This is a genomic window from Ensifer sp. (assembly GCF_035999135.1).
In the GTDB taxonomy this organism is placed as follows: Bacteria; Pseudomonadota; Alphaproteobacteria; order Rhizobiales; family Rhizobiaceae; genus Ensifer.
Genome location: NZ_DASYGZ010000148.1, coordinates 72,121 through 89,026 on the forward strand (window position 1 = coordinate 72,121; position 16,906 = coordinate 89,026).

16 protein-coding genes and 1 pseudogene are annotated in these 16,906 nt (G+C 63.3%); 8 read left to right on the plus strand and 9 right to left on the minus strand.

Features of this window, described 5'->3' with window-relative positions:
• Positions 1–14: 14 nt before the first annotated feature.
• From queC to VGO12_RS19705, 4 genes are all read left to right on the plus strand, one after another.
• Entirely contained in the window at positions 15–725 is a 711-nt protein-coding gene (queC, locus tag VGO12_RS19690) for a 7-cyano-7-deazaguanine synthase QueC (RefSeq protein WP_327514446.1), read from the plus strand.
• Positions 725–1,081 (plus strand): 6-carboxytetrahydropterin synthase QueD, encoded by a 357-nt coding sequence (gene queD, locus VGO12_RS19695; RefSeq protein WP_327514447.1) that lies wholly within the window; start codon positions 725–727, stop codon positions 1,079–1,081. The genes queC and queD overlap by 1 nt, the downstream gene beginning before the upstream one ends.
• A complete protein-coding gene (gene queE, locus VGO12_RS19700) occupies positions 1,078–1,815 on the plus strand; it encodes a 7-carboxy-7-deazaguanine synthase QueE (protein ID WP_327514448.1) in 738 nt (245 codons plus the stop codon). Before queD ends, queE begins: the two co-directional genes overlap by 4 nt.
• Positions 1,816–1,913: 98 nt before the next feature.
• On the plus strand, positions 1,914–2,264 hold the full coding sequence (locus VGO12_RS19705) for a DUF488 domain-containing protein (RefSeq protein WP_327514449.1): 351 nt from the start codon (positions 1,914–1,916) through the stop codon (positions 2,262–2,264).
• An 11-nt stretch (positions 2,265–2,275) separates the two neighbouring features.
• On the opposite strand, the pseudogene VGO12_RS32240 reads toward VGO12_RS19705, so the two are convergent.
• Both VGO12_RS32240 and VGO12_RS19720 read right to left on the minus strand, forming a co-directional pair.
• Positions 2,276–3,123: pseudogene (locus VGO12_RS32240) on the minus strand (arylamine N-acetyltransferase family protein).
• A 2-nt stretch (positions 3,124–3,125) separates the two neighbouring features.
• Positions 3,126–4,298 carry a serine hydrolase domain-containing protein gene (locus VGO12_RS19720; RefSeq protein ID WP_327514452.1) on the minus strand — a complete coding sequence of 391 codons (1,173 nt, stop codon included), beginning with the start codon at positions 4,296–4,298 and terminating at the stop codon, positions 3,126–3,128.
• 197 nt (positions 4,299–4,495) lie between these two features.
• Here VGO12_RS19720 and VGO12_RS19725 point away from each other — a divergent pair, with 197 nt between their 5' ends.
• From VGO12_RS19725 to VGO12_RS19735, 3 genes are all read left to right on the plus strand, one after another.
• Entirely contained in the window at positions 4,496–5,311 is an 816-nt protein-coding gene (locus tag VGO12_RS19725; protein WP_327514453.1) for an SDR family NAD(P)-dependent oxidoreductase, read from the plus strand.
• Positions 5,271–6,212 (plus strand): LysR family transcriptional regulator, encoded by a 942-nt coding sequence (locus VGO12_RS19730; protein ID WP_327514454.1) that lies wholly within the window; start codon positions 5,271–5,273, stop codon positions 6,210–6,212. Before VGO12_RS19725 ends, VGO12_RS19730 begins: the two co-directional genes overlap by 41 nt.
• Before the next feature lie 146 nt (positions 6,213–6,358).
• Positions 6,359–7,210: an alpha/beta hydrolase gene (locus VGO12_RS19735; RefSeq protein ID WP_327514455.1), complete on the plus strand. Its 852-nt coding sequence runs from the start codon at positions 6,359–6,361 to the stop codon at positions 7,208–7,210.
• A 54-nt stretch (positions 7,211–7,264) separates the two neighbouring features.
• Here VGO12_RS19735 and VGO12_RS19740 read toward each other — a convergent pair whose 3' ends face one another.
• The 7 genes from VGO12_RS19740 to VGO12_RS19770 all read right to left on the minus strand — a co-directional run bounded on the left by VGO12_RS19740 (position 7,265) and on the right by VGO12_RS19770 (position 15,834).
• Positions 7,265–8,332, minus strand: a complete 1,068-nt coding sequence (locus VGO12_RS19740; protein ID WP_327514456.1) for a sn-glycerol-3-phosphate ABC transporter ATP-binding protein UgpC — start codon at positions 8,330–8,332, stop codon at positions 7,265–7,267.
• Positions 8,329–10,593, minus strand: a complete 2,265-nt coding sequence (locus VGO12_RS19745) for a glycoside hydrolase family 2 protein (RefSeq protein WP_327514457.1) — start codon at positions 10,591–10,593, stop codon at positions 8,329–8,331. The genes VGO12_RS19740 and VGO12_RS19745 overlap by 4 nt, the downstream gene beginning before the upstream one ends.
• Positions 10,594–10,601: 8 nt before the next feature.
• Positions 10,602–11,420 (minus strand): carbohydrate ABC transporter permease, encoded by an 819-nt coding sequence (locus VGO12_RS19750; protein ID WP_327514458.1) that lies wholly within the window; start codon positions 11,418–11,420, stop codon positions 10,602–10,604.
• Positions 11,417–12,316: a sugar ABC transporter permease gene (locus tag VGO12_RS19755; RefSeq protein ID WP_327514459.1), complete on the minus strand. Its 900-nt coding sequence runs from the start codon at positions 12,314–12,316 to the stop codon at positions 11,417–11,419. The genes VGO12_RS19750 and VGO12_RS19755 overlap by 4 nt, the downstream gene beginning before the upstream one ends.
• Positions 12,317–12,393: 77 nt before the next feature.
• Complete coding sequence (locus VGO12_RS19760; protein WP_327514460.1) at positions 12,394–13,662, minus strand: ABC transporter substrate-binding protein; 1,269 nt, start codon at positions 13,660–13,662, stop codon at positions 12,394–12,396.
• A 111-nt stretch (positions 13,663–13,773) separates the two neighbouring features.
• On the minus strand, positions 13,774–14,802 hold the full coding sequence (locus VGO12_RS19765) for a LacI family DNA-binding transcriptional regulator (RefSeq protein ID WP_327514461.1): 1,029 nt from the start codon (positions 14,800–14,802) through the stop codon (positions 13,774–13,776).
• A gap of 141 nt (positions 14,803–14,943) precedes the next feature.
• Complete coding sequence (locus VGO12_RS19770; protein ID WP_327514462.1) at positions 14,944–15,834, minus strand: LysR family transcriptional regulator; 891 nt, start codon at positions 15,832–15,834, stop codon at positions 14,944–14,946.
• An 89-nt stretch (positions 15,835–15,923) separates the two neighbouring features.
• Between VGO12_RS19770 and VGO12_RS19775 the strand changes: the two genes are divergently transcribed.
• Entirely contained in the window at positions 15,924–16,823 is a 900-nt protein-coding gene (locus tag VGO12_RS19775) for an EamA family transporter (protein WP_327514463.1), read from the plus strand.
• The last annotated feature ends 83 nt before the right edge of the window (positions 16,824–16,906 follow it).

Genomic DNA, 16,906 nt, shown 5'->3' on the forward strand with positions numbered 1-16,906 from the left:
CAAGGACACCTATCATGAAGACGATTGTCATCTGCTCCGGCGGATTGGACTCGGTATCGCTTGCCCACAAGGTGGCAGCCGAGCACGAGCTTGTCGGCCTCCTCTCCTTCGACTACGGCCAACGGCATCGCAAGGAACTGGACTTTGCCGCCGCGGCCGCCAAGCGGCTCAACGTACCGCACCAGATCATCGACATCCGCCCGATCGGGACCCATCTGACTGGATCGGCGCTGACGGATGATGTCGACGTGCCCGACGGCCACTATGCCGAGGAAACCATGAAGGCGACGGTGGTTCCGAACCGCAATGCCATCATGCTCGCGATTGCCTTCGGGCTCGCTGCCGCACAGAAAGCGGATGCGGTGGCCGTCGCCGTGCACGGCGGCGACCATTTCATCTATCCCGATTGTCGCCCCGGTTTCATCCACGCTTTCCAGACGATGCAGAACCACGCGCTCGATGGCTACGCCAGCGTTTCGCTCTACGCGCCCTATGTGACGATCTCGAAGGCGGATATCGTCACCGACGGTGCTAGCCATCGGACGCCGTTCGAAGAAACGTGGTCCTGCTACAAGGGTGGCGCACGTCACTGCGGCCGCTGCGGCACCTGCGTCGAGCGACGCGAAGCCTTCCATCTGGCGGGTGTTCCTGACCCGACCGACTACGCGGATCCGGATTTCTGGGTGGCGGCGACATCGGCATTTGCGGCCGAGGAGGTAAAGTGATGTTCCGGATCACCAAGGAATTCCACTTCTCTGCCTCTCACCAGTTGAAGAGCCTGCCTTCGGATCACCAATGCGCCCGCCTGCACGGGCACAACTACGTCGTCGAGGTCGAACTGACAGGTGCGGAACTCAACGAACACGGCTTTGTGCGCGACTATCACGAGCTTTCGCCGCTGAAGCGCTACATCGACGACAGTTTCGACCACCGTCACCTGAACGACGTGCTCGGCCATGACCGGGTGACCGCCGAGTGTCTGGCGAAGCATTTTTACGACTGGTGCAAGGCAAGGCTGCCGGAAACGTCGGCCGTTCGGGTCAGCGAGACGCCGAAGACCTGGGCGGAATACCGGCCATGACCGGGCCGGCTGAAACGCGCATCCGGGTCAGCGAAATCTTCGGGCCGACGATCCAGGGCGAGGGCATCCTGATCGGGCTTCCGACCGTGTTCGTGCGCACCGGCGGCTGCGACTATCGCTGCTCGTGGTGCGATACGCTGCATGCGGTCGACAGCGACTACCGCGACCAATGGCTCCCGATGAGCGCCGAGGACATCTGGCAGGAGGTCGTCAGGCTTTCCGGCGGCAAGCCGCTGACGGTTTCGCTTTCGGGCGGCAATCCGGCGATCCAGCCGCTGGGCCCCCTGATCGCCTGCGGAAAGGCCGATGGCTATCGCTTCGCGCTCGAGACCCAAGGCAGCCTCGCCAAGGCCTGGTTTGCTGATCTCGATGTTCTGGTTCTGAGCCCGAAGCCGCCGTCGAGCGGCATGGAGACGAACTGGCAGGACTTCGACGACTGTCTGCGCTTGGCTGAGGGCGGACCTGAGGTCGCGCTGAAAATCGTCGTCTTCGATGAGCGCGACTATGCCTATGCCCGTGATGCCGCATTGCGCTACCCGCATCTGCCGCTCTACCTGCAGCCCGGCAACCATACGCCGCCGCCGCCCGACGATGACGATCCCACGGTCGACATCGACGGCATCATCGACCGCATGCTCTGGCTGGTCGGCAAGGTGACGGAGGACCGCTGGTTCGAGGCGCGTGTCCTGCCGCAGCTGCACGTGCTGCTCTGGGGCAACCGGCGCGGGGTTTAATCGCTGGCGCTGGCGCTCTCCGGCCTGCCGTTTCGGCCCTTGGTCGGACTGGCGGGGAGGGCTATGGTCCAAGGCGATCTGAGCAGGTGGGGGACTTCATGCAACTGACGACCAAACGCGTCTATGAGCCGAAGGCCGATGGCGAGGGGATGCGCATTCTCGTCGATCGTCTGTGGCCGCGTGGTCTCACCAAGGCAGACGCCGCCGTCGATCTCTGGCTGAAGGAAATCGCGCCGACGACGGAACTGCGCCGCTGGTTTCATGCAGGCGAGGGCAGCTGGGAGGAATTTCGCGCGCGCTATCTGGCCGAACTCGATGCCAATCCTGCGGGCGTTGACGTGTTGCGGCAGCGCGTTGCCGAAGGGCCAGCGATCCTCCTTTACAGCGTGAAGGATGAAGTCCGCAATCATGCGGAGATCCTGAAAGGATACATCCTGACGCACCGATAGACGGGTTCACGTCATGTCGTTGGGGCGGATAAGTCGTCGCGTATGCTGCCGATGCGCGCGATGATCCGTCGCCAATCGTCCTGGAAGGGCAACCCGAAGAGGTCGGTGAGGGCATGTTCGATTGCCGGGGCGTCGAGTTCATGGCGCGTGACGGTGCCACTTTTGTCACGGATCGTCAGCCGGTTTCCAAACAGGATGTTGCGTGCCTCCTCGGTGGTCAACGTCACCAGAAGGGTCTGCCGGAAAAGCGAATGCGGATCCGTGGATGTCGCGATGTTCGCGCTACAACAGGCGTCCCCGCCACAAATCCGCGGCGATACCTCGTAGACCGGCACCCAGCCGGGACCAAGTCTTGCTTCAAGCAGGAAGCCTTCGAGCGTCTGCTCAGACGGAATGGCCCGTGCGGTGTCGGCTGCGGCGTGGAACGGTCGAAGCGCAACGGCGCGGTTGGCACGCAACTGCCAAATCCGACATCGACAAGATGGCCGACATCCTCCACGAAGACGCGGAGCGCCATGTGCGACCAGGCCGGCGGCGCTGCGCCGGGGTGGCGCATCCACAGGACGCGGGCCATCAAGGGTTCTACCCGGTAACCGAGCGACGCGAGCACGCGCTGCAACAGGCCGTTCTGTTCGAAGCAATAGCCGCCACGCCGGCGCTCGATGAGCTTGGCGTCGACCGCCGCCGGCGACAGGTCGATCCGACGGCTGAGAAGCACGTCGATGGCCTCGAAGGGGATCGACGCCGCGTGGCGGGCGATGATGCTGCCAAGGGTCGTGAGATCGGGCGATGGCGTCCCGGCATGTCCGATGCGGGCGAAGTAGCGGTCGAGGTCAACGGGAAATGCGACGTTCCGCATGGCTAGAGGCTCCGATAGATGGCATCACGAAGATCGGCCGGGAAGCGTCCGTTCATGCCCTCGAAGGCAGTGTTGGTAAGCGCGACGACGGTCAGGCCGCGGGCCGGATCGATGAACCATTTGTGTCCGTAGGCGCCGTCCCATTGCAGCGTGCCGCGCGACTGCGGCGTTCCTGCCAGTTCCGGTTCGACAAGGACGGCGCCGCCGAAGCCGAACTCCCACCCGGCGCCGGCGGCCAATCCGCCCGTCCTTGCCTGAATGTCGAACATCGAGCCGGTGGCGGAGGTGTCAAGTAGCAGCGAATGTCCGGTCCTGAGGCTTTCGAGAAGGCGGATCACGTCGCCGGCCGTGCCTGCCATGCCGGCGCCGCCGGAGGGAAAGGCTCGGGGATTGAAGATCCGCCCGGGTGAGAGGCGCACGGGATTGCCGAAGAAGGGGACCGCATCGTCGGCCGCGAGCCGCCGCGGCCGTGGCGACGCGTCGCCATAGTGGACGACGAGTCGACGTGGATCGGTCACGGAAAAGCCGGTGTCGCCCATTCCCATCGGGCCTGTGACGAGTGCTGCGATCGCTTCCGGCAGCTTCGATCCCGTCGCCTGCTCGATAACGGCGCCGAGCACGTCGAGGCTCATCGAATAGCCCCAGCCATGTCCGGGCGGATAGGACAGTGGAATGTCGGTGAGCTTGCCGATGAGGGCAGGGAGGTCATCGTCGGTGTCATCGAGGCCGCTGCTGATGGCGTGTCGGCGGTAGGGGCCGTCGCCTTGCTCCATGAACACGTAGGTCAATCCGGCACTGTGTGTCAGGAGCTGGCGGATGGTGATTCGAGGCTCGCTGCCGTCCGCCAGCCGCGGCCTGAACGCGGGCAGCCATTGCGACACCGGATCGTCGAGACCGATGGTGCCGCTTTGCACGAGGTTGAGAGCGGCAACCGTGACGATCGGTTTTGCGACCGAGGAAAGCAGGAAGATGCTGTCCTCGGTCATCGGCCGTCCGCTTTCGCGGTCCGCCAGCCCGGCGGCATCCCGGTAGGCGGGCTCGCCGTCGACAAGGATCTCGACGACCGTGCCGACGATGCGCTGCTCATCGAGGGCTTGTGCAATCACCCGGTCGAGTTCCGCCTTCAGCCGCTTCCAGCGCTCCGATCGTCCCCGTCCTGTCGCAGCTTTATCCATGATCGCCTCCCAGTGCTTTTCGAGACTGCGGCCCTATCGACGCTTGGGGCGAAAGACGGGCTGCCGGACAAAGGCAATCCCGTTCGCAGCGAAAGTCGATTGTCCGTTCACGTATGGGAGGCATACGCGCCTGCACGAGGCAGCCGTCGCCGTCCGGCGCTAGAAGCGGTGCGACAGCATCAGATGGAGTGAGGTTGATGAACACGAACAATCTTGGGTTTGCGGGAAAGGTCGCTTTGGTCGCGGGCGCCAGCAAGGGGATCGGCGCGGCCACCGCCCGCGCCTTCGCGCGTGCCGGGGCATCCGTTGCCCTTCTTTCCCGGTCGCAGGCGGCCGTCGACGAGGTGGCTGGTTCGATCCGAGAAGCGGGCGGCGACGCGCTGGCAATCGCAGCCGATGTCGGCGACGAGATAGCCATGAGGCAGGCGCTGGCAAGCGTGATGCAGCACTATGGCCGGCTCGACGCGGCCTTCAACAATGCGACGGATGGAACCTTGCCGGCCCCGCTTGCCGATCTCGACATCGATGGCTTCGACCGCGGTATCCGCACCAACATTCGCGGCACCTTTCTCGGTATGCGTTATCAGATCGAGGCGATGGCGAAGGGTGGTGGCGGCGCGATCGTCAACATGGCCTCCGTCGCCGGCATCAACGGCACCTCAGGGCTTTCCGCCTATGTCAGCGCAAAGGCCGGGATCATCGGGATGAGCAAGGCTGCGGCACTGGACTATGCCGACCAGGGGATCCGGATCAATGTCGTCGCGCCCGGGCCTATTCTCACCCACCATCTCGAAGCGGCAGGCGCGGACATTCAGCGGCACGCAGCACTTTCGACGCCGATGCGCCGGCTTGGGCGTGTGGAAGAGGTGGCCGCGAGTGTGCTCTGGCTCTGTTGCGATGAGGCAAGCTACATCACCGGCGTCGTTCTTCCGATCGATGGAGGCATGACGGCGGGCACGAAAGTGCCTATGAATGTCCGTCGCGGCGCGACGTCTCGACCGCCTGAACCCTGAGGTGCTTGTGGACTGGGAAGAACTCCATCTCGTTCAGCTCTTGGCACGCCACGGCTCGCTGAGCGCGGCGGCGCGGGCCCTGGGTGCAACCCAGCCGACACTCAGCCGCCGGCTCGACACATTCGAACAGAAGACGCAGCAGAAACTGTTCGAGCGGCAACCAAGCGGCCTCGTGCCGACGTCGGCATGCCTGTCCATCCTGTCGGCGCTTGATGAGATGGAGGCGAATGCACTTGCAGTCGAGCGACGCCTGGCGGCGAAGGACGATGCGCTGGCGGGCACGATTACCGTGACGAGCCTCGACTGGCTCGGAGATTATCTGCTCGCGCCGATGCTCACAAAATTTGCCGCTGTTCATCCCGGCGTCACCATCCATCTGTTGAACGATGGCCGGCGCTTCAACCTGTCCCGGCGGGATGCCGATATCGCCTTCCGCTTCGGCAGCTTCGACCAGGGCGATACCGTTGAGCGCAAGGTAGCCGATATCCGTTACGGCCTGTTTGCAACGCAGGCCTATCTCGATCGCTTCGGTCACCCGGATGCCGAAGGGGGCGGCAGGAACCATGCCATCGTCGAACTGGCCGAGGCAGCCGTGCAGGTGTCGCTTTCGACTTGGCTCAAGCATCTTTGGCCCGAGGCGCGGGTGATGCTGCGGGCGAACACGATCCGATCGCAGCTGAGCGCGATCGAAACCGGTCAGGCGCTCGCGACACTTCCGTGTTTCCTTGCCGCTGGCCGCAGTGGTGTTGTGCCCGTCGACCTTGGCGTCGCCGCGCCTATCCTTCCCTTGAAGCTCGGCGTCCACCAGGAGATGCGGGACCTGCCGCGCGTGCGAAAACTCATAGACTTCGCCGTGCAGGAATTCGCCGCCCTCAAGCCGAAACTCAATCCCTCCGGCTGATCCGTCCGCGGCCAGGCGCGAAGCGTTTTTGGTTCGCTGCAACGGAAACGCGAAAATTTCTTCGTCGCCGATGTCGGGATGGCGAACCGCGGCACGTCTTAATCTCGAAGGCGGTGTTCAACCGCACCGAAAAAGGAGATTTGAGAATGTTTCGTACCGCATTGATCGCTGGCGCCCTGCTGATGTCCGGCACCGCTTTTGCAACGGCCGAGACCGTCGAGGTCAACGGCATGAAGATGTACTACGAGGTCTCGGGCAAGGGCGAGCCACTGGTCGTGCTGCACGGCGCCTACATGAACATTCCGTCGATGGGCGCGATCATTCCGAAGCTTGCCGAAACCCACACGGTCTATGCGGTCGAGTTCCAGGGCCATGGCCGCACCAACGATATCGACCGGCCGATCACCTATCCAAACCTTGCTGATGACGTTGCCGCCTTCATGGATGCGGTCAAGCTCGAGAAGGCCGATGTCTTCGGCTACTCGATGGGCGCTGCCGCCGGACTGCAACTGGCGATCCGCCATCCGGAAAAGGTGAACAAGCTCGCCGCCGCGTCGGTTGCCTACGACGCTGAGGGCTGGCAGCCCGAATTCAAGGCGGTGATCCCGCAGATGACGGTCGAGATGCTCGTCAGCCTGCCCTTTGCCGAGGACTATCGCAAACTTGCCGTCGATCCGAACGGCTTTCCGGAACTGGCGCGCAAGCTGATCGCGCTCGAAAAGGAGCCGATGGCCTGGGAGGCGGACGTCAAGACGCTGAAGGCTCCGGTGCTGATCATCGCCGGCGATGCCGACGTGGCGACGCTCGAACACAATGTCGCGCTCTTCCGCCTGCTCGGCGGCGGCGCCATGGGCGACATGGGCAAGCCGCTGTCGGCGTCACGCCTCGCCATCCTGCCGGCAACGTCGCACACCGCCGTCATCAACCAGCCGGACCTGCTGATGGCCTTCGTCGAGCCCTTCCTGAAGGGCGAAACGCCGAAGGGCATGTTCCCGTAACAAAAGCCTGACGGCGCCACTTCTCGGGTGGCGCCGTCTTTCTATCGGAAGCTTCTAGCGAAGCCGCCGGCCGTCGGTGTCAAAGAGAAGCACGGCTGCCGGATCGAAGCGGGCGGCGATGCTGTCGCCGGACTTCAGCCCGCGGCCGTTCTTCGTTTCGATCACGATCAGCTCGCCATCCCCGTGCCGCGCATAGGCGAAGGTCTCGCCGCCGAGATGCTCCAGCATGTCGATCGTCAGTTCGAGGGATGCCGAGCCGGTCTCGCCGAAATGCTCCGGACGAATGCCGACTGTCACCGCGCTCCCCGGCACTGCCGCCTTGACGCTGATTGGAATGACCGCATTGCCGAGGTCCGGCAAACGGACGCCGGCTCCGCCAGCCTCGACGATCCCTTTCAGAAAATTCATCTTCGGCGAACCGATGAAGCCTGCGACGAAGAGATTGGCGGGATCGTCGTAAAGGTCGAGCGGCGAGCCGACCTGTTCGACCACGCCGCCGCGCATCACGACGATCTTGTCGGCAAGAGTCATCGCCTCGACCTGATCGTGGGTGACATAGACGATGGTGGTCGCAAGCTTGCGGTGCAGCCTGGCGATCTCGATGCGCATGTGCACGCGCAGTTCCGCGTCGAGGTTGGAAAGCGGCTCGTCGAAGAGGAAAATCTTCGGGTGGCGGACGATCGCGCGGCCGATCGCCACGCGCTGGCGCTGGCCGCCGGAGAGCTGCTTCGGCTTGCGGTCGAGCAACGGCCCAAGCTCGAGGATGTTTGCCGCTTCGCCGACCCGTTGCTCGATCTCCGCCCTCGGCACGCCGGCAAAACGCAGGGCAAAACCCATGTTTTCCCGGACGGTCATATGCGGGTAGAGCGCATAGGACTGGAACACCATGGCGATGCCGCGCTTCGACGGATCGACATCGTTCATCCGCGCGCCGTCGATCGTGAGATCACCTGACGTGATCTCTTCGAGGCCGGCGATCATCCGGAGCAGGGTCGACTTGCCGCAGCCTGACGGCCCGACGAAGACGACGAACTCGCCGGACTTGATGTCGAGGTCGACGCCCTTGATGACCTCGAAGTTTCCATAGGATTTTCTGACCTCACTGAGTTGCAGTTCGCTCATGCAGCCGCTGCCTCCTGCACCTTGGCCGCAAGCTCAAGCCTGACGGTACCAAGCCGCGTCGAGGTCACCGCGACGGCGATGCCGCCGGCTGCACCCGTTGATTCCAGCCAGAAACCGGTCGATCCGCCCTGGAAGACGAGGCGCTCTGGTCCGAGAAGGCGCGCAGGTCCCGTGACCGTCACATCGACCGCATCGTTGAGGAAAGGCAGCACGTTGCCTGCCTGGTCGAGCGCGCGCACGATCACCCGCACGCTGTCGCGGCCCTCGGCACGAAGCGTCGTGCTGTCGGCGATCACATCAAGCGTCGTCGGCACCGGGTCGGCGACCATGCGCAGGTGGGCGACAGCCTCGCCGTCGATGAAGCCGGTAAAGTCGGCATCCTCCCACTTCATGCCCCAGACACCGAGTTCGTCCTTGGTGAAATGCCTGTGGTCGATGACGACGGGCGGGTGCGGCAGGTGCGGGAAGTTCTCGCGGTCCGGGCCGATGCGCTTGACCAGCGAGCCATATTTCAACTCGACCTCGTCGCAGTTGGTGAGCACGATCAAAGGCAGCACGCCGCCGATGTTGCGCTCGCCGCGCGCCCAGAAGGTCACCGGCTTCATCACCACTTCGTCTGCTGGCGCGCATTGGCTGGCATAGACATAGGCTGCAAATTTCGGCTGGCGGAACATGTCCATCACGCCGTGATAGCAGATCCTGTCGCCCGAGCCGAAGTCCTTGTGGGTGTTGTAGTCGAACATGCACCAGCCGACGGCCCCCGAAATCCTCGGGTCGCCATAAGCGGCGTTCAACACTTCGAGGTGCCGGCGCACATGCTCGGCCTGCCGCTGTTCCTGGTCGTAGATCTTCGTCGGATACATGTGGCCGCCGAATTCGGTGATCATGTAGGGCACCTTACGCTTGAGCCCGGTGCACTCCTGCTGGGGCCTCAGCGCGGTCCTTGGGCGGTTGGCCCCCGGCAGTTCCTCGTTGCCGAGGATGAAGTCGTTCATCGTGTAGACGTCTTCAAGCAACTCGCTGTCGGTGATGTAGCGCACGCCGCCGGTCTGTCGCGTCGGGTCGAGTTCCCGCGCCAGCCGGTTGGTTTCGACGTAGAAATCATGCGAATCCTGCGACTCGTTGATCCGCACGCCCCAGATGATGATCGACGGATGGTTCCAGTCGCGCTCGATCATGCGGCGCACATTCTCGATCGCCTCCTGTTTCCAGGCCTCGCCGCCGATGTGCTGCCAGCCGGGGATTTCCTCAAAGACCAGCAGACCGATTCGATCGCAATGCTCGATGAACCACTTGGACTGCGGATAGTGGGAGGTGCGCACCAGATTGCAGTGCAGCGTATGCTTGAGGATTTCGGCGTCGCGCTCCTGCGCCGTCTGGCCCATGGCATAGCCGACATAGGGGAAGGCCTGGTGGCGGTTGAGACCGCGGAGCTTCAGCGGCCGGCCGTTGAGCTTGAAGCCTTCGGTCGTGAATTCGGCCGTGCGGAAGCCGAAACGCGATGCCAGGCGGTCACTGCCGCGATCGCTGCGCAGTTGCGCTTCGATCTCGTAAAGGACCGGGCTGTCGATGTCCCAGAGCGAAAGCCCGGTGAGGCCGGTCAACTGCAGAGTGACGCTTTCGCCACGGGTCTCGCCGGTCGCTTCCGCCAGCACCTTGCCGTTGGCGTCCTTCAGGAGTGCGGTCAGCTTCCCCGTGAATGCGAGCGCTTGGGGATTGGCGATGTCGCAGCGGATCGAAACGGACTTGGCATCGCTCAGCGTGTCGCGGGTCTCGATCTTGAGATTGGCGATCGAAACCGCGTCGGTGATCTTCAGCCAGACATCACGATAGATGCCGGCATAGGTGAGGTAGTCGATGCGGCCGCCAAACGGCGGGATCTCTGGGTTTTCGCTGCCGTCGATCTTGACGGTGATCAGGTTGTCGCCCTCGCGCAGCCTGTCGGTGAGCCGCGCCTCGAACGGCGTGTAGCCGTCCCTGTGGGCGATGATCTCTTCGCCATTGAGATAGACGACCGCATCGGCCATGGCCGCGTCAAAGACGAGCGAGACTTCGCGCCCGTGGAACTCCCGACGCCAGGCGAGCACCTTCTGGTAGGTGTAGGCGCGCTGATAGGATGTCTCGTCGAAATAGTTGAAGGGCAGCTCGACGGCGTTGTGCGGCAGGCTGATGGCCTTGCCTGGCAGCAAACGCCCCGCAGTAGCGGCATCGAAGCCCTCCGAGAAGATCCAGGTGTCGTTGAAAGCGGTAACAGAACGCATGATCATTCCTATTTGACTGAGCCCAGCATTCCCTGGACGAACTGGCGTTGCATGAAGAAGAAGACCGCGAGTGTCGGAAGTGTCGCGAGAATGGTGCCGACCATGACGACGCCGTAGTCGGGGTAATAGGCCGAGGCGAGCGAGGAGATGACGAGCGTGATCGTCTTCTGCTCGTTCGACTGCAGCACGATTAGCGGCCAGAGGTAGTTGTTCCAGGCGGTCATGAAGACGATGATGAAGGCCGCCGCATAGGTCGAGCGCATCACCGGCACGTAGATGTAGAGGAAGATCTGCCACTCCTTCAGCCCGTCGACCTTGGCGGCGTCGCGCAGTTCCGACGGGAAGGCCTTGGTGGTCTGGCGAAAGTAAAAGACGATGAAGGCCGAACCGATGGTCGGGAGCACCACGGCGAAGTGGGTGTTGATGAGCCCGGCCTTGCCCATCATGATGAACAGAGGGATCATCAACGCCGCAAACGGGATCATCATGGTCAACAGCAGCGCACTGTAGATCCGGTCGCGGTGGCGCGAACGGAACATCTCGAAGCCGTAACCGGCAAGCGAGGATACGGCGAGCGTGAGCACCGTCGCCAGGATCGCGATCTTCGCCGAATTCCAGAAGACCAGCGGCGCATTCACCTGGGTGAAGAAGGCGCCGATATTGGTGGCGAGCGCGCTGCCCGGCATCATCTTGCCCTTGATGGTGTCGATCGACGAATTGGTGGCGCCGAGCAGCATCCAGATGAAGGGAAAGATCGACAGAAACGCCATCAGGCCGACGAAGCCGTAGGTGACGACGGCGGTTGCGATTTGTGCGGGGCTTTTCATCGGTCGCGCTCCCGGGCCGCGAAGAATTGCAGGCAGGCAAGCAGCGCGACCAGCACGACGATCACATAGGAGACTGTCGCCGCGTAGCCGAAGTTCGGCATGAAGCGGAAGGTCAGGTTGTAGATGTAGAGCGACAGCGTCAGCGTCGCGTTTGACGGTCCGCCCTTGCCCTCTGTCAGGTTATAGACCTCGTCGAAAAGCTGGATGGTGCCGATGGTCGAAATGACCGTCGTGAACAGGATCACCGGCTTCAACAGCGGGATGGTGATGTGGGTGAAACGCGCCCAGGCGGGAACGCCGTCGATGCGGGCGACCTCGTAGATCGACTTGTCGATGTTCTGCATCGCCGCGAGGTAGAAGATCATGTTGTAGCCGGTCCATCGCCAGGTGATGGCGAGGATGACGAGGACCTTCGCCCAGAACGGGTGCGTCAGCCACGGGATCGGCTCGCCGATGACCCCGATTGCTTCAAGCGTCGCGTTGACGATGCCGTCATGGGCAAACATGCCCTTGAACAGGACCGAATAGGCGACCAGCGAGGTGACGCAGGGCAGGAAGATCGCGGTGCGGAAGAAGCCGCGTCCGACGAGCTTCGGGTTGTTGAGCAGCGACGCCAGGACCAGCGCCAGCAGGATCATGATCGGCACCTGCACGACGAAATAGGTCAGCGTGTTGGTCAGTGCCTTGATGAAGACCGGATCGTTCCACAGCCGGATGATGTTGGAAAAACCGGCGAATTTGAGCATCATGCCGCGGCCGGACTGGAACGACATCCAGAGCGACCAGAGGATCGGGTAGATCATGAACAGCGCGATCAGCCCGAGCGCCGGCGCGACGAAGAGCCAGCCATTGACGTTGTAGTATCGGCCGATGCCGCCGCGGCGTGCGAGAGCCATCATCATCCTCGTGGAAAGCAGGAGCCGTCGGCCGTGGCTTTGTCGCCACGGCCGGGTGCAGTCAGTCGCGGGAGCGATTACTGGATCTGGGCGCTGACTTCGGCGTCGATCGCCTTCAGCACCTCGTCGACCGGGGTTCCCTGGTTCAGGGCCGGTAGCTGGGCGGTCACCGCCGTGTCCGCCTCGTTGGTGAACACGCCGTAGTTGACCGAGGGCACCTTCGCCAGCCAGTCGGAGAAGTTCTGCCAGACCTTCTCGCCGCCGAAGAAGGGGTCAGCCTGGCCGTAGACCGCACCGCCGCGGGCGGCGAGCAGCGAGCCGACGGCGCCGCGGTCCTGCAGGATCGTCTGGTAGAAATCGGCATCCTTGGCGTAGATCTCGTTGAGGAAATCGATCGCCTCGGCCTTTTCGGCAGAGCTTTCAAGCACGTACCAGCTCGAACCACCGAGGTTCGATGCATGCGTCGCGCCGTCGATCGAAAGCGCCGGGATCGGCGCCACGCCCCACTTGCCCGATTGGTCCGGCTGCGCCTTGACCGTGCCGGTGATCCACACACCGGTGATCACGCTTGCCACATCGCCCGAGGTGAACGTGCCGACCCAGTCCGACCAGCCGGCAGCCGGCTTGTAGATGTTGGCCGCCATGATCTTGTTGATCGTCTCCAGCGACGCCTTCAGCGCGGCGTTGCCGGTGATGTTGGCCTTGCCGTCCTTGTCGAAATACCATTGCCCGGCCGACTGCATGATGATGCGCACGAGCCCGGCATCGGTCGGGTCGAGGCCCATCATCTTCTTGCCGGTCTTGGCTTCGACCTGCTTGCCGATCTCGATGAAGCGGTCCCAGGTAATGCCCTGCATGTCCTCAGGCTTGAAGCCGGCCTGCTCCAGGTAGTCCTTGCGGTAGTAGAGGCCGGTGACGCCGGAATCGAACGGCATGCCGTAGACCTGGCCTTCCAGCGTCATCAGCTCGACCTTGTAGGGAGCGAAGCCGGAATAGTCGACGGTGCCGGAAAGCGGTGCGAAGGCGCCGGGGAAGGATTGAAGGTATTTCTGCGCGCCGTAATCCTCGATCAGCACGATGTCGGGCAGGGCATCGGCCGTGCCGGACGAAAGACCCGTCTGCAGCTTCTGCTCGACGTCAGCCTTGGCGAAATCGACGACGTTGAAGGTGACGTCCGGGTGCGTCTTCGTGTAGCGCGCGCCGGCCTCCTTCATGATCGCCACGTTGAAGTTCGGATCCCAGCACCAGATGGTGATTTCCTTGGCCTCGGCGGCGGTGACCGCCAAGAGGCTTGCGCCCGCAAGCGCGATGCCGGCGAAGCGCCGCAGATAGTTACGCACGTTCATAGTTTCCTCCCTCGAACGCGTTCCCCGAGACGTTCCTCTTCGTCTCGGCCGGGAGTATTTCGCAAAATTCTGAAGAAGGCAATATTTCAGTAAATTTTTACCTCGCGATTTTTATCGCGCAACTCCCACCGCTTCGACGGCCGTGCTGCCGCGCCAGATGATCTCGGTTCCGAGCAGCACCTTCTTGGCAACGTCCCGTCCCATCAGCCGCTCGATGAGCAGGTCGACGGCCGTCTCGCCGATCACCTCGGCCGGGATCTTGACCGTGGACAGCGGCGGCCCGAGGAACTGGGCGACCGGGATGTCGTTGAAGCTTGCGACGGCGACATCCTCCGGAATCCGCAAGCCCATTTCGTGAATGGCCCTGTAGGCGCCGATCGCCATGTTGTCGTTGCAGGTAATCAGGATTTCCGGAGGGTTGGGTTTCGACAGCATCGCCTTTGCCAGCGTGTAGCCGCTGTCCGGCGTCAGCTTTTCGACCATGCAGAGTTCCGGGTCGTAAAGTCCTTCTTTTGTCGTCCATTGGATGAAGGCCCGGCAGCGACGTTCGGAATGGATGTCGTCCTTGTCGCGGAAGGCGTCGATCCAGCCGAGGAAGCCGATGCGCCGGTATCCCCTGGCGCAAATGCCTTGCAGCAAACGGTTCATCGCCACGGAGACGTCGCTCATCACGCTGTCGTCGATATCGTCGTCGGGCGCGAAATCGGCAAAGACCAGATGGCGGCTGTGCCGCCGCAGCCAGTGAACCTCTTCGCCATAGTGATGGCCGACGGCAACGACGCCATTGGCGCCCTGCAGGATCGCCGCTTCCGGCAGGTTGCCGTTGTGGAAGACTTTCACCACCTCGATCTTCAGCGCCTGGCAGCGGTTCTCGATGCCGAGGCGGACGCCGACATAATAGGGGTCGATCAGTTCCTGGGCGGGCTGGAGGAAATGCACCAGCGCGAACTTCAGGCCCTGCAGCGGCCCGGCGCCGCGACCGCGATTGCGTGGCGTTGCATAGTTCAGCGCTTCGGCCGTCTCGATGATCGCCTGGCGTTTCCTGGTGGAGATCGACAGCGTCGGATCGTAATTCAGCACCCGCGATACCGTTGCCGACGAGACCCCGACTGCCGAGGCGATTTCCTTGATTGTGACCATATTCGACGTCCTGCCTGCCGCCGGCGGCCCGATCCGGGCGCGGCGCAATCATTATTTAGTAAAATTTTGCCTGGGATTTTTCAATCGCTGGACGTGCAATTTCGCTTGCGGGTGCGCCGACTGTGCGGTGAGCTCCGGGGATCAGGCCGCGGATCGGTCGGTGTCGAGGGCCTCACCCTGGAGTTCGTCGGCCAGATATTCCCAGAGCGCCGAAATCGGCCTGGACGACAGGCCGCCATTGTCGGCGGCAAAAAGGCCGAGTTCGATGACCGGCGCGGGCGGTAGCCCGTCCTGGACGCCGAGCGTGCGCATCGTGCCCGGACGGATGTTGAGATCCAGCAGAACGGCAATGCCGAGACCGGCTTCGATCATCGACTGGATCGAGGCGAGGCTGGCGCTCGTCAGCACCGTCCGCCAGGGGCGGTTGCCGGTGGCAAGCACCTCGATCATCTTCTGGCGCCAGGTGCAGACGCCGTCGAAGGTAACGAGCGGCAAGGGGCCGTCCTCGGGCACGACGAAACCGCGCGCGGCGACCCAGCGCAACGGCAGGCGCCAGGTCAGAACCGGTCGCCCATTGATCAGCGCCGGGTCGCCGATGGCGACATCGAGCTCACCGAGCGACAGTTTTTCCGACAGCACGGTGCTTTCGGTGACGGTGAGTTCGAGCGCCACTCCCGGATGGCACTCGGCGAAGCGCTGCAACGCCCTTGGCAACGAGCCGACGGCAATGTCCTCGATCATGCCGAAGCGGATCGGACCCTCGACCGTGTGCCCCGCCACGGCCCGCCGTGCCCCGGTGCTCAGGCCCAGCATCTTCTGGGCATAGGGAAGCAGCACATGCCCGGCCTCCGTCAGGTCCATGCCCCTGGTGCTGCGGTTCAATAGCCGTGCGCCGAGATCGTCCTCAAGCCGGCGCAGTTGCATGCTGACGGCTGCCTGGGTGCGTGCGAGCCGCTGGGCGGCTGCGCTGACGCTGCCGCATTCAGCGGTCACGACGAAGGCGCGCAGCAGGCCGATGTCGAGGTCATGCATATAACGATCCTTTATGACGGCATCACAATTATTAGCGTTTCTTATTGTGCCGGGATTGTTATGTCTGTTCAAGTCACGGGGAGAAACACATGGCGGAGCAGGAAACAACAGCGGACGGCGGGTGGCGCGAGCCGGTGGCGGCGGAAGGATCGTCCGGCCGCGTCTCTCTTGCCATCGGGTTCTGCCTGCTCTCCATGACCAGCGTGCAGTTCGGCGCAGCGCTCTCCAAGCCGGCGATGGTCGAAGTCGGGGCTTTCGGCGCCACGTGGCTGCGGCTCTCCTGGGCTGCGGCATTCCTGCTTCTCCTGGTGCGGCCGCCTTTCCTCAGATACACGCGGTCGCAATGGTTGGCGGCCATTTCCCTTGGCGCCACCATGGCGATGATGACGCTCTGCTTCTTTGCGGCGATCGAGCGCATTCCGCTCAGTCTTGCCGTCGCGATCGAGTTCCTGGGGCCGCTGACGGTTGCGGCCGTCCTCGGCGGACGCGGCTGGCGCCTGCTTTTCCCGGCGATCGCCGCACTCGGTGTGCTTTGCCTCTCCTGGGATGGCACGGCCTGGATCGCAGACGGCAGCGGTCTGCTCTTCGCTTTCGGCGCGGCCATCGGCTGGGGCGGCTACATCGTGCTGATGAAGAACGCCGGCGCGCGGTTCAAGGGGTTGGAAGGCCTCGCCGTGTCGCTCACGTTTGCAGCCCTCATCGCCACGCCGTTCGGGTTCCATCAGGTCCAGTCCGGCTTTTCCTTCCACATCCTGGCGGTAACGGCGGGGCTCGCGGTTCTCGTTCCGCTCCTGCCCTATGCGCTCGAATACATGGCGCTTCGCCGCCTTCAACCGTCCATGTTCGGTCTGCTGATGAGCCTGGAACCTGCCATGGGCGCCGTCGCCGGCCTCGTCATCCTCGGCCAGACCCTGAGCCCCAACCAGATTGTCGGCGTGGTCCTTGTCATGATCGCCAGCGCTGCCGGCACGTTGCTGGCGAAGGCCTAGCGCATTGTGTCCATGCAATAGATGTTGCTTCGATGGCGTCAATCTCAGCGTTGTCACGGGAGTTGCTCTGCGCGACGGCAGAG

Bases quoted from the DNA above. Each gene is read 5' to 3' on its own strand.
- VGO12_RS19720 (WP_327514452.1), bottom strand. From the start codon at position 4,298: ATGGATAAAGCTGCGACAGGACGGGGACGATCGGAGCGCTGGAAGCGG.
- VGO12_RS19770 (WP_327514462.1), bottom strand. From the start codon at position 15,834: ATGCATGACCTCGACATCGGCCTGCTGCGCGCCTTCGTCGTGACCGCT.
- queC (WP_327514446.1), top strand. From the start codon at position 15: ATGAAGACGATTGTCATCTGCTCCGGCGGATTGGACTCGGTATCGCTT.
- VGO12_RS19775 (WP_327514463.1), top strand. From the start codon at position 15,924: ATGGCGGAGCAGGAAACAACAGCGGACGGCGGGTGGCGCGAGCCGGTG.
- VGO12_RS19750 (WP_327514458.1), bottom strand. From the start codon at position 11,420: ATGAAAAGCCCCGCACAAATCGCAACCGCCGTCGTCACCTACGGCTTC.
- queD (WP_327514447.1), top strand. From the start codon at position 725: ATGTTCCGGATCACCAAGGAATTCCACTTCTCTGCCTCTCACCAGTTG.
- VGO12_RS19735 (WP_327514455.1), top strand. From the start codon at position 6,359: ATGTTTCGTACCGCATTGATCGCTGGCGCCCTGCTGATGTCCGGCACC.
- queE (WP_327514448.1), top strand. From the start codon at position 1,078: ATGACCGGGCCGGCTGAAACGCGCATCCGGGTCAGCGAAATCTTCGGG.
- VGO12_RS19740 (WP_327514456.1), bottom strand. From the start codon at position 8,332: ATGAGCGAACTGCAACTCAGTGAGGTCAGAAAATCCTATGGAAACTTC.
- VGO12_RS19755 (WP_327514459.1), bottom strand. From the start codon at position 12,316: ATGGCTCTCGCACGCCGCGGCGGCATCGGCCGATACTACAACGTCAAT.
- VGO12_RS19705 (WP_327514449.1), top strand. From the start codon at position 1,914: ATGCAACTGACGACCAAACGCGTCTATGAGCCGAAGGCCGATGGCGAG.
- VGO12_RS19725 (WP_327514453.1), top strand. From the start codon at position 4,496: ATGAACACGAACAATCTTGGGTTTGCGGGAAAGGTCGCTTTGGTCGCG.
- VGO12_RS19730 (WP_327514454.1), top strand. From the start codon at position 5,271: ATGTCCGTCGCGGCGCGACGTCTCGACCGCCTGAACCCTGAGGTGCTT.
- VGO12_RS19745 (WP_327514457.1), bottom strand. From the start codon at position 10,593: ATGCGTTCTGTTACCGCTTTCAACGACACCTGGATCTTCTCGGAGGGC.
- VGO12_RS19760 (WP_327514460.1), bottom strand. From the start codon at position 13,662: ATGAACGTGCGTAACTATCTGCGGCGCTTCGCCGGCATCGCGCTTGCG.
- VGO12_RS19765 (WP_327514461.1), bottom strand. From the start codon at position 14,802: ATGGTCACAATCAAGGAAATCGCCTCGGCAGTCGGGGTCTCGTCGGCA.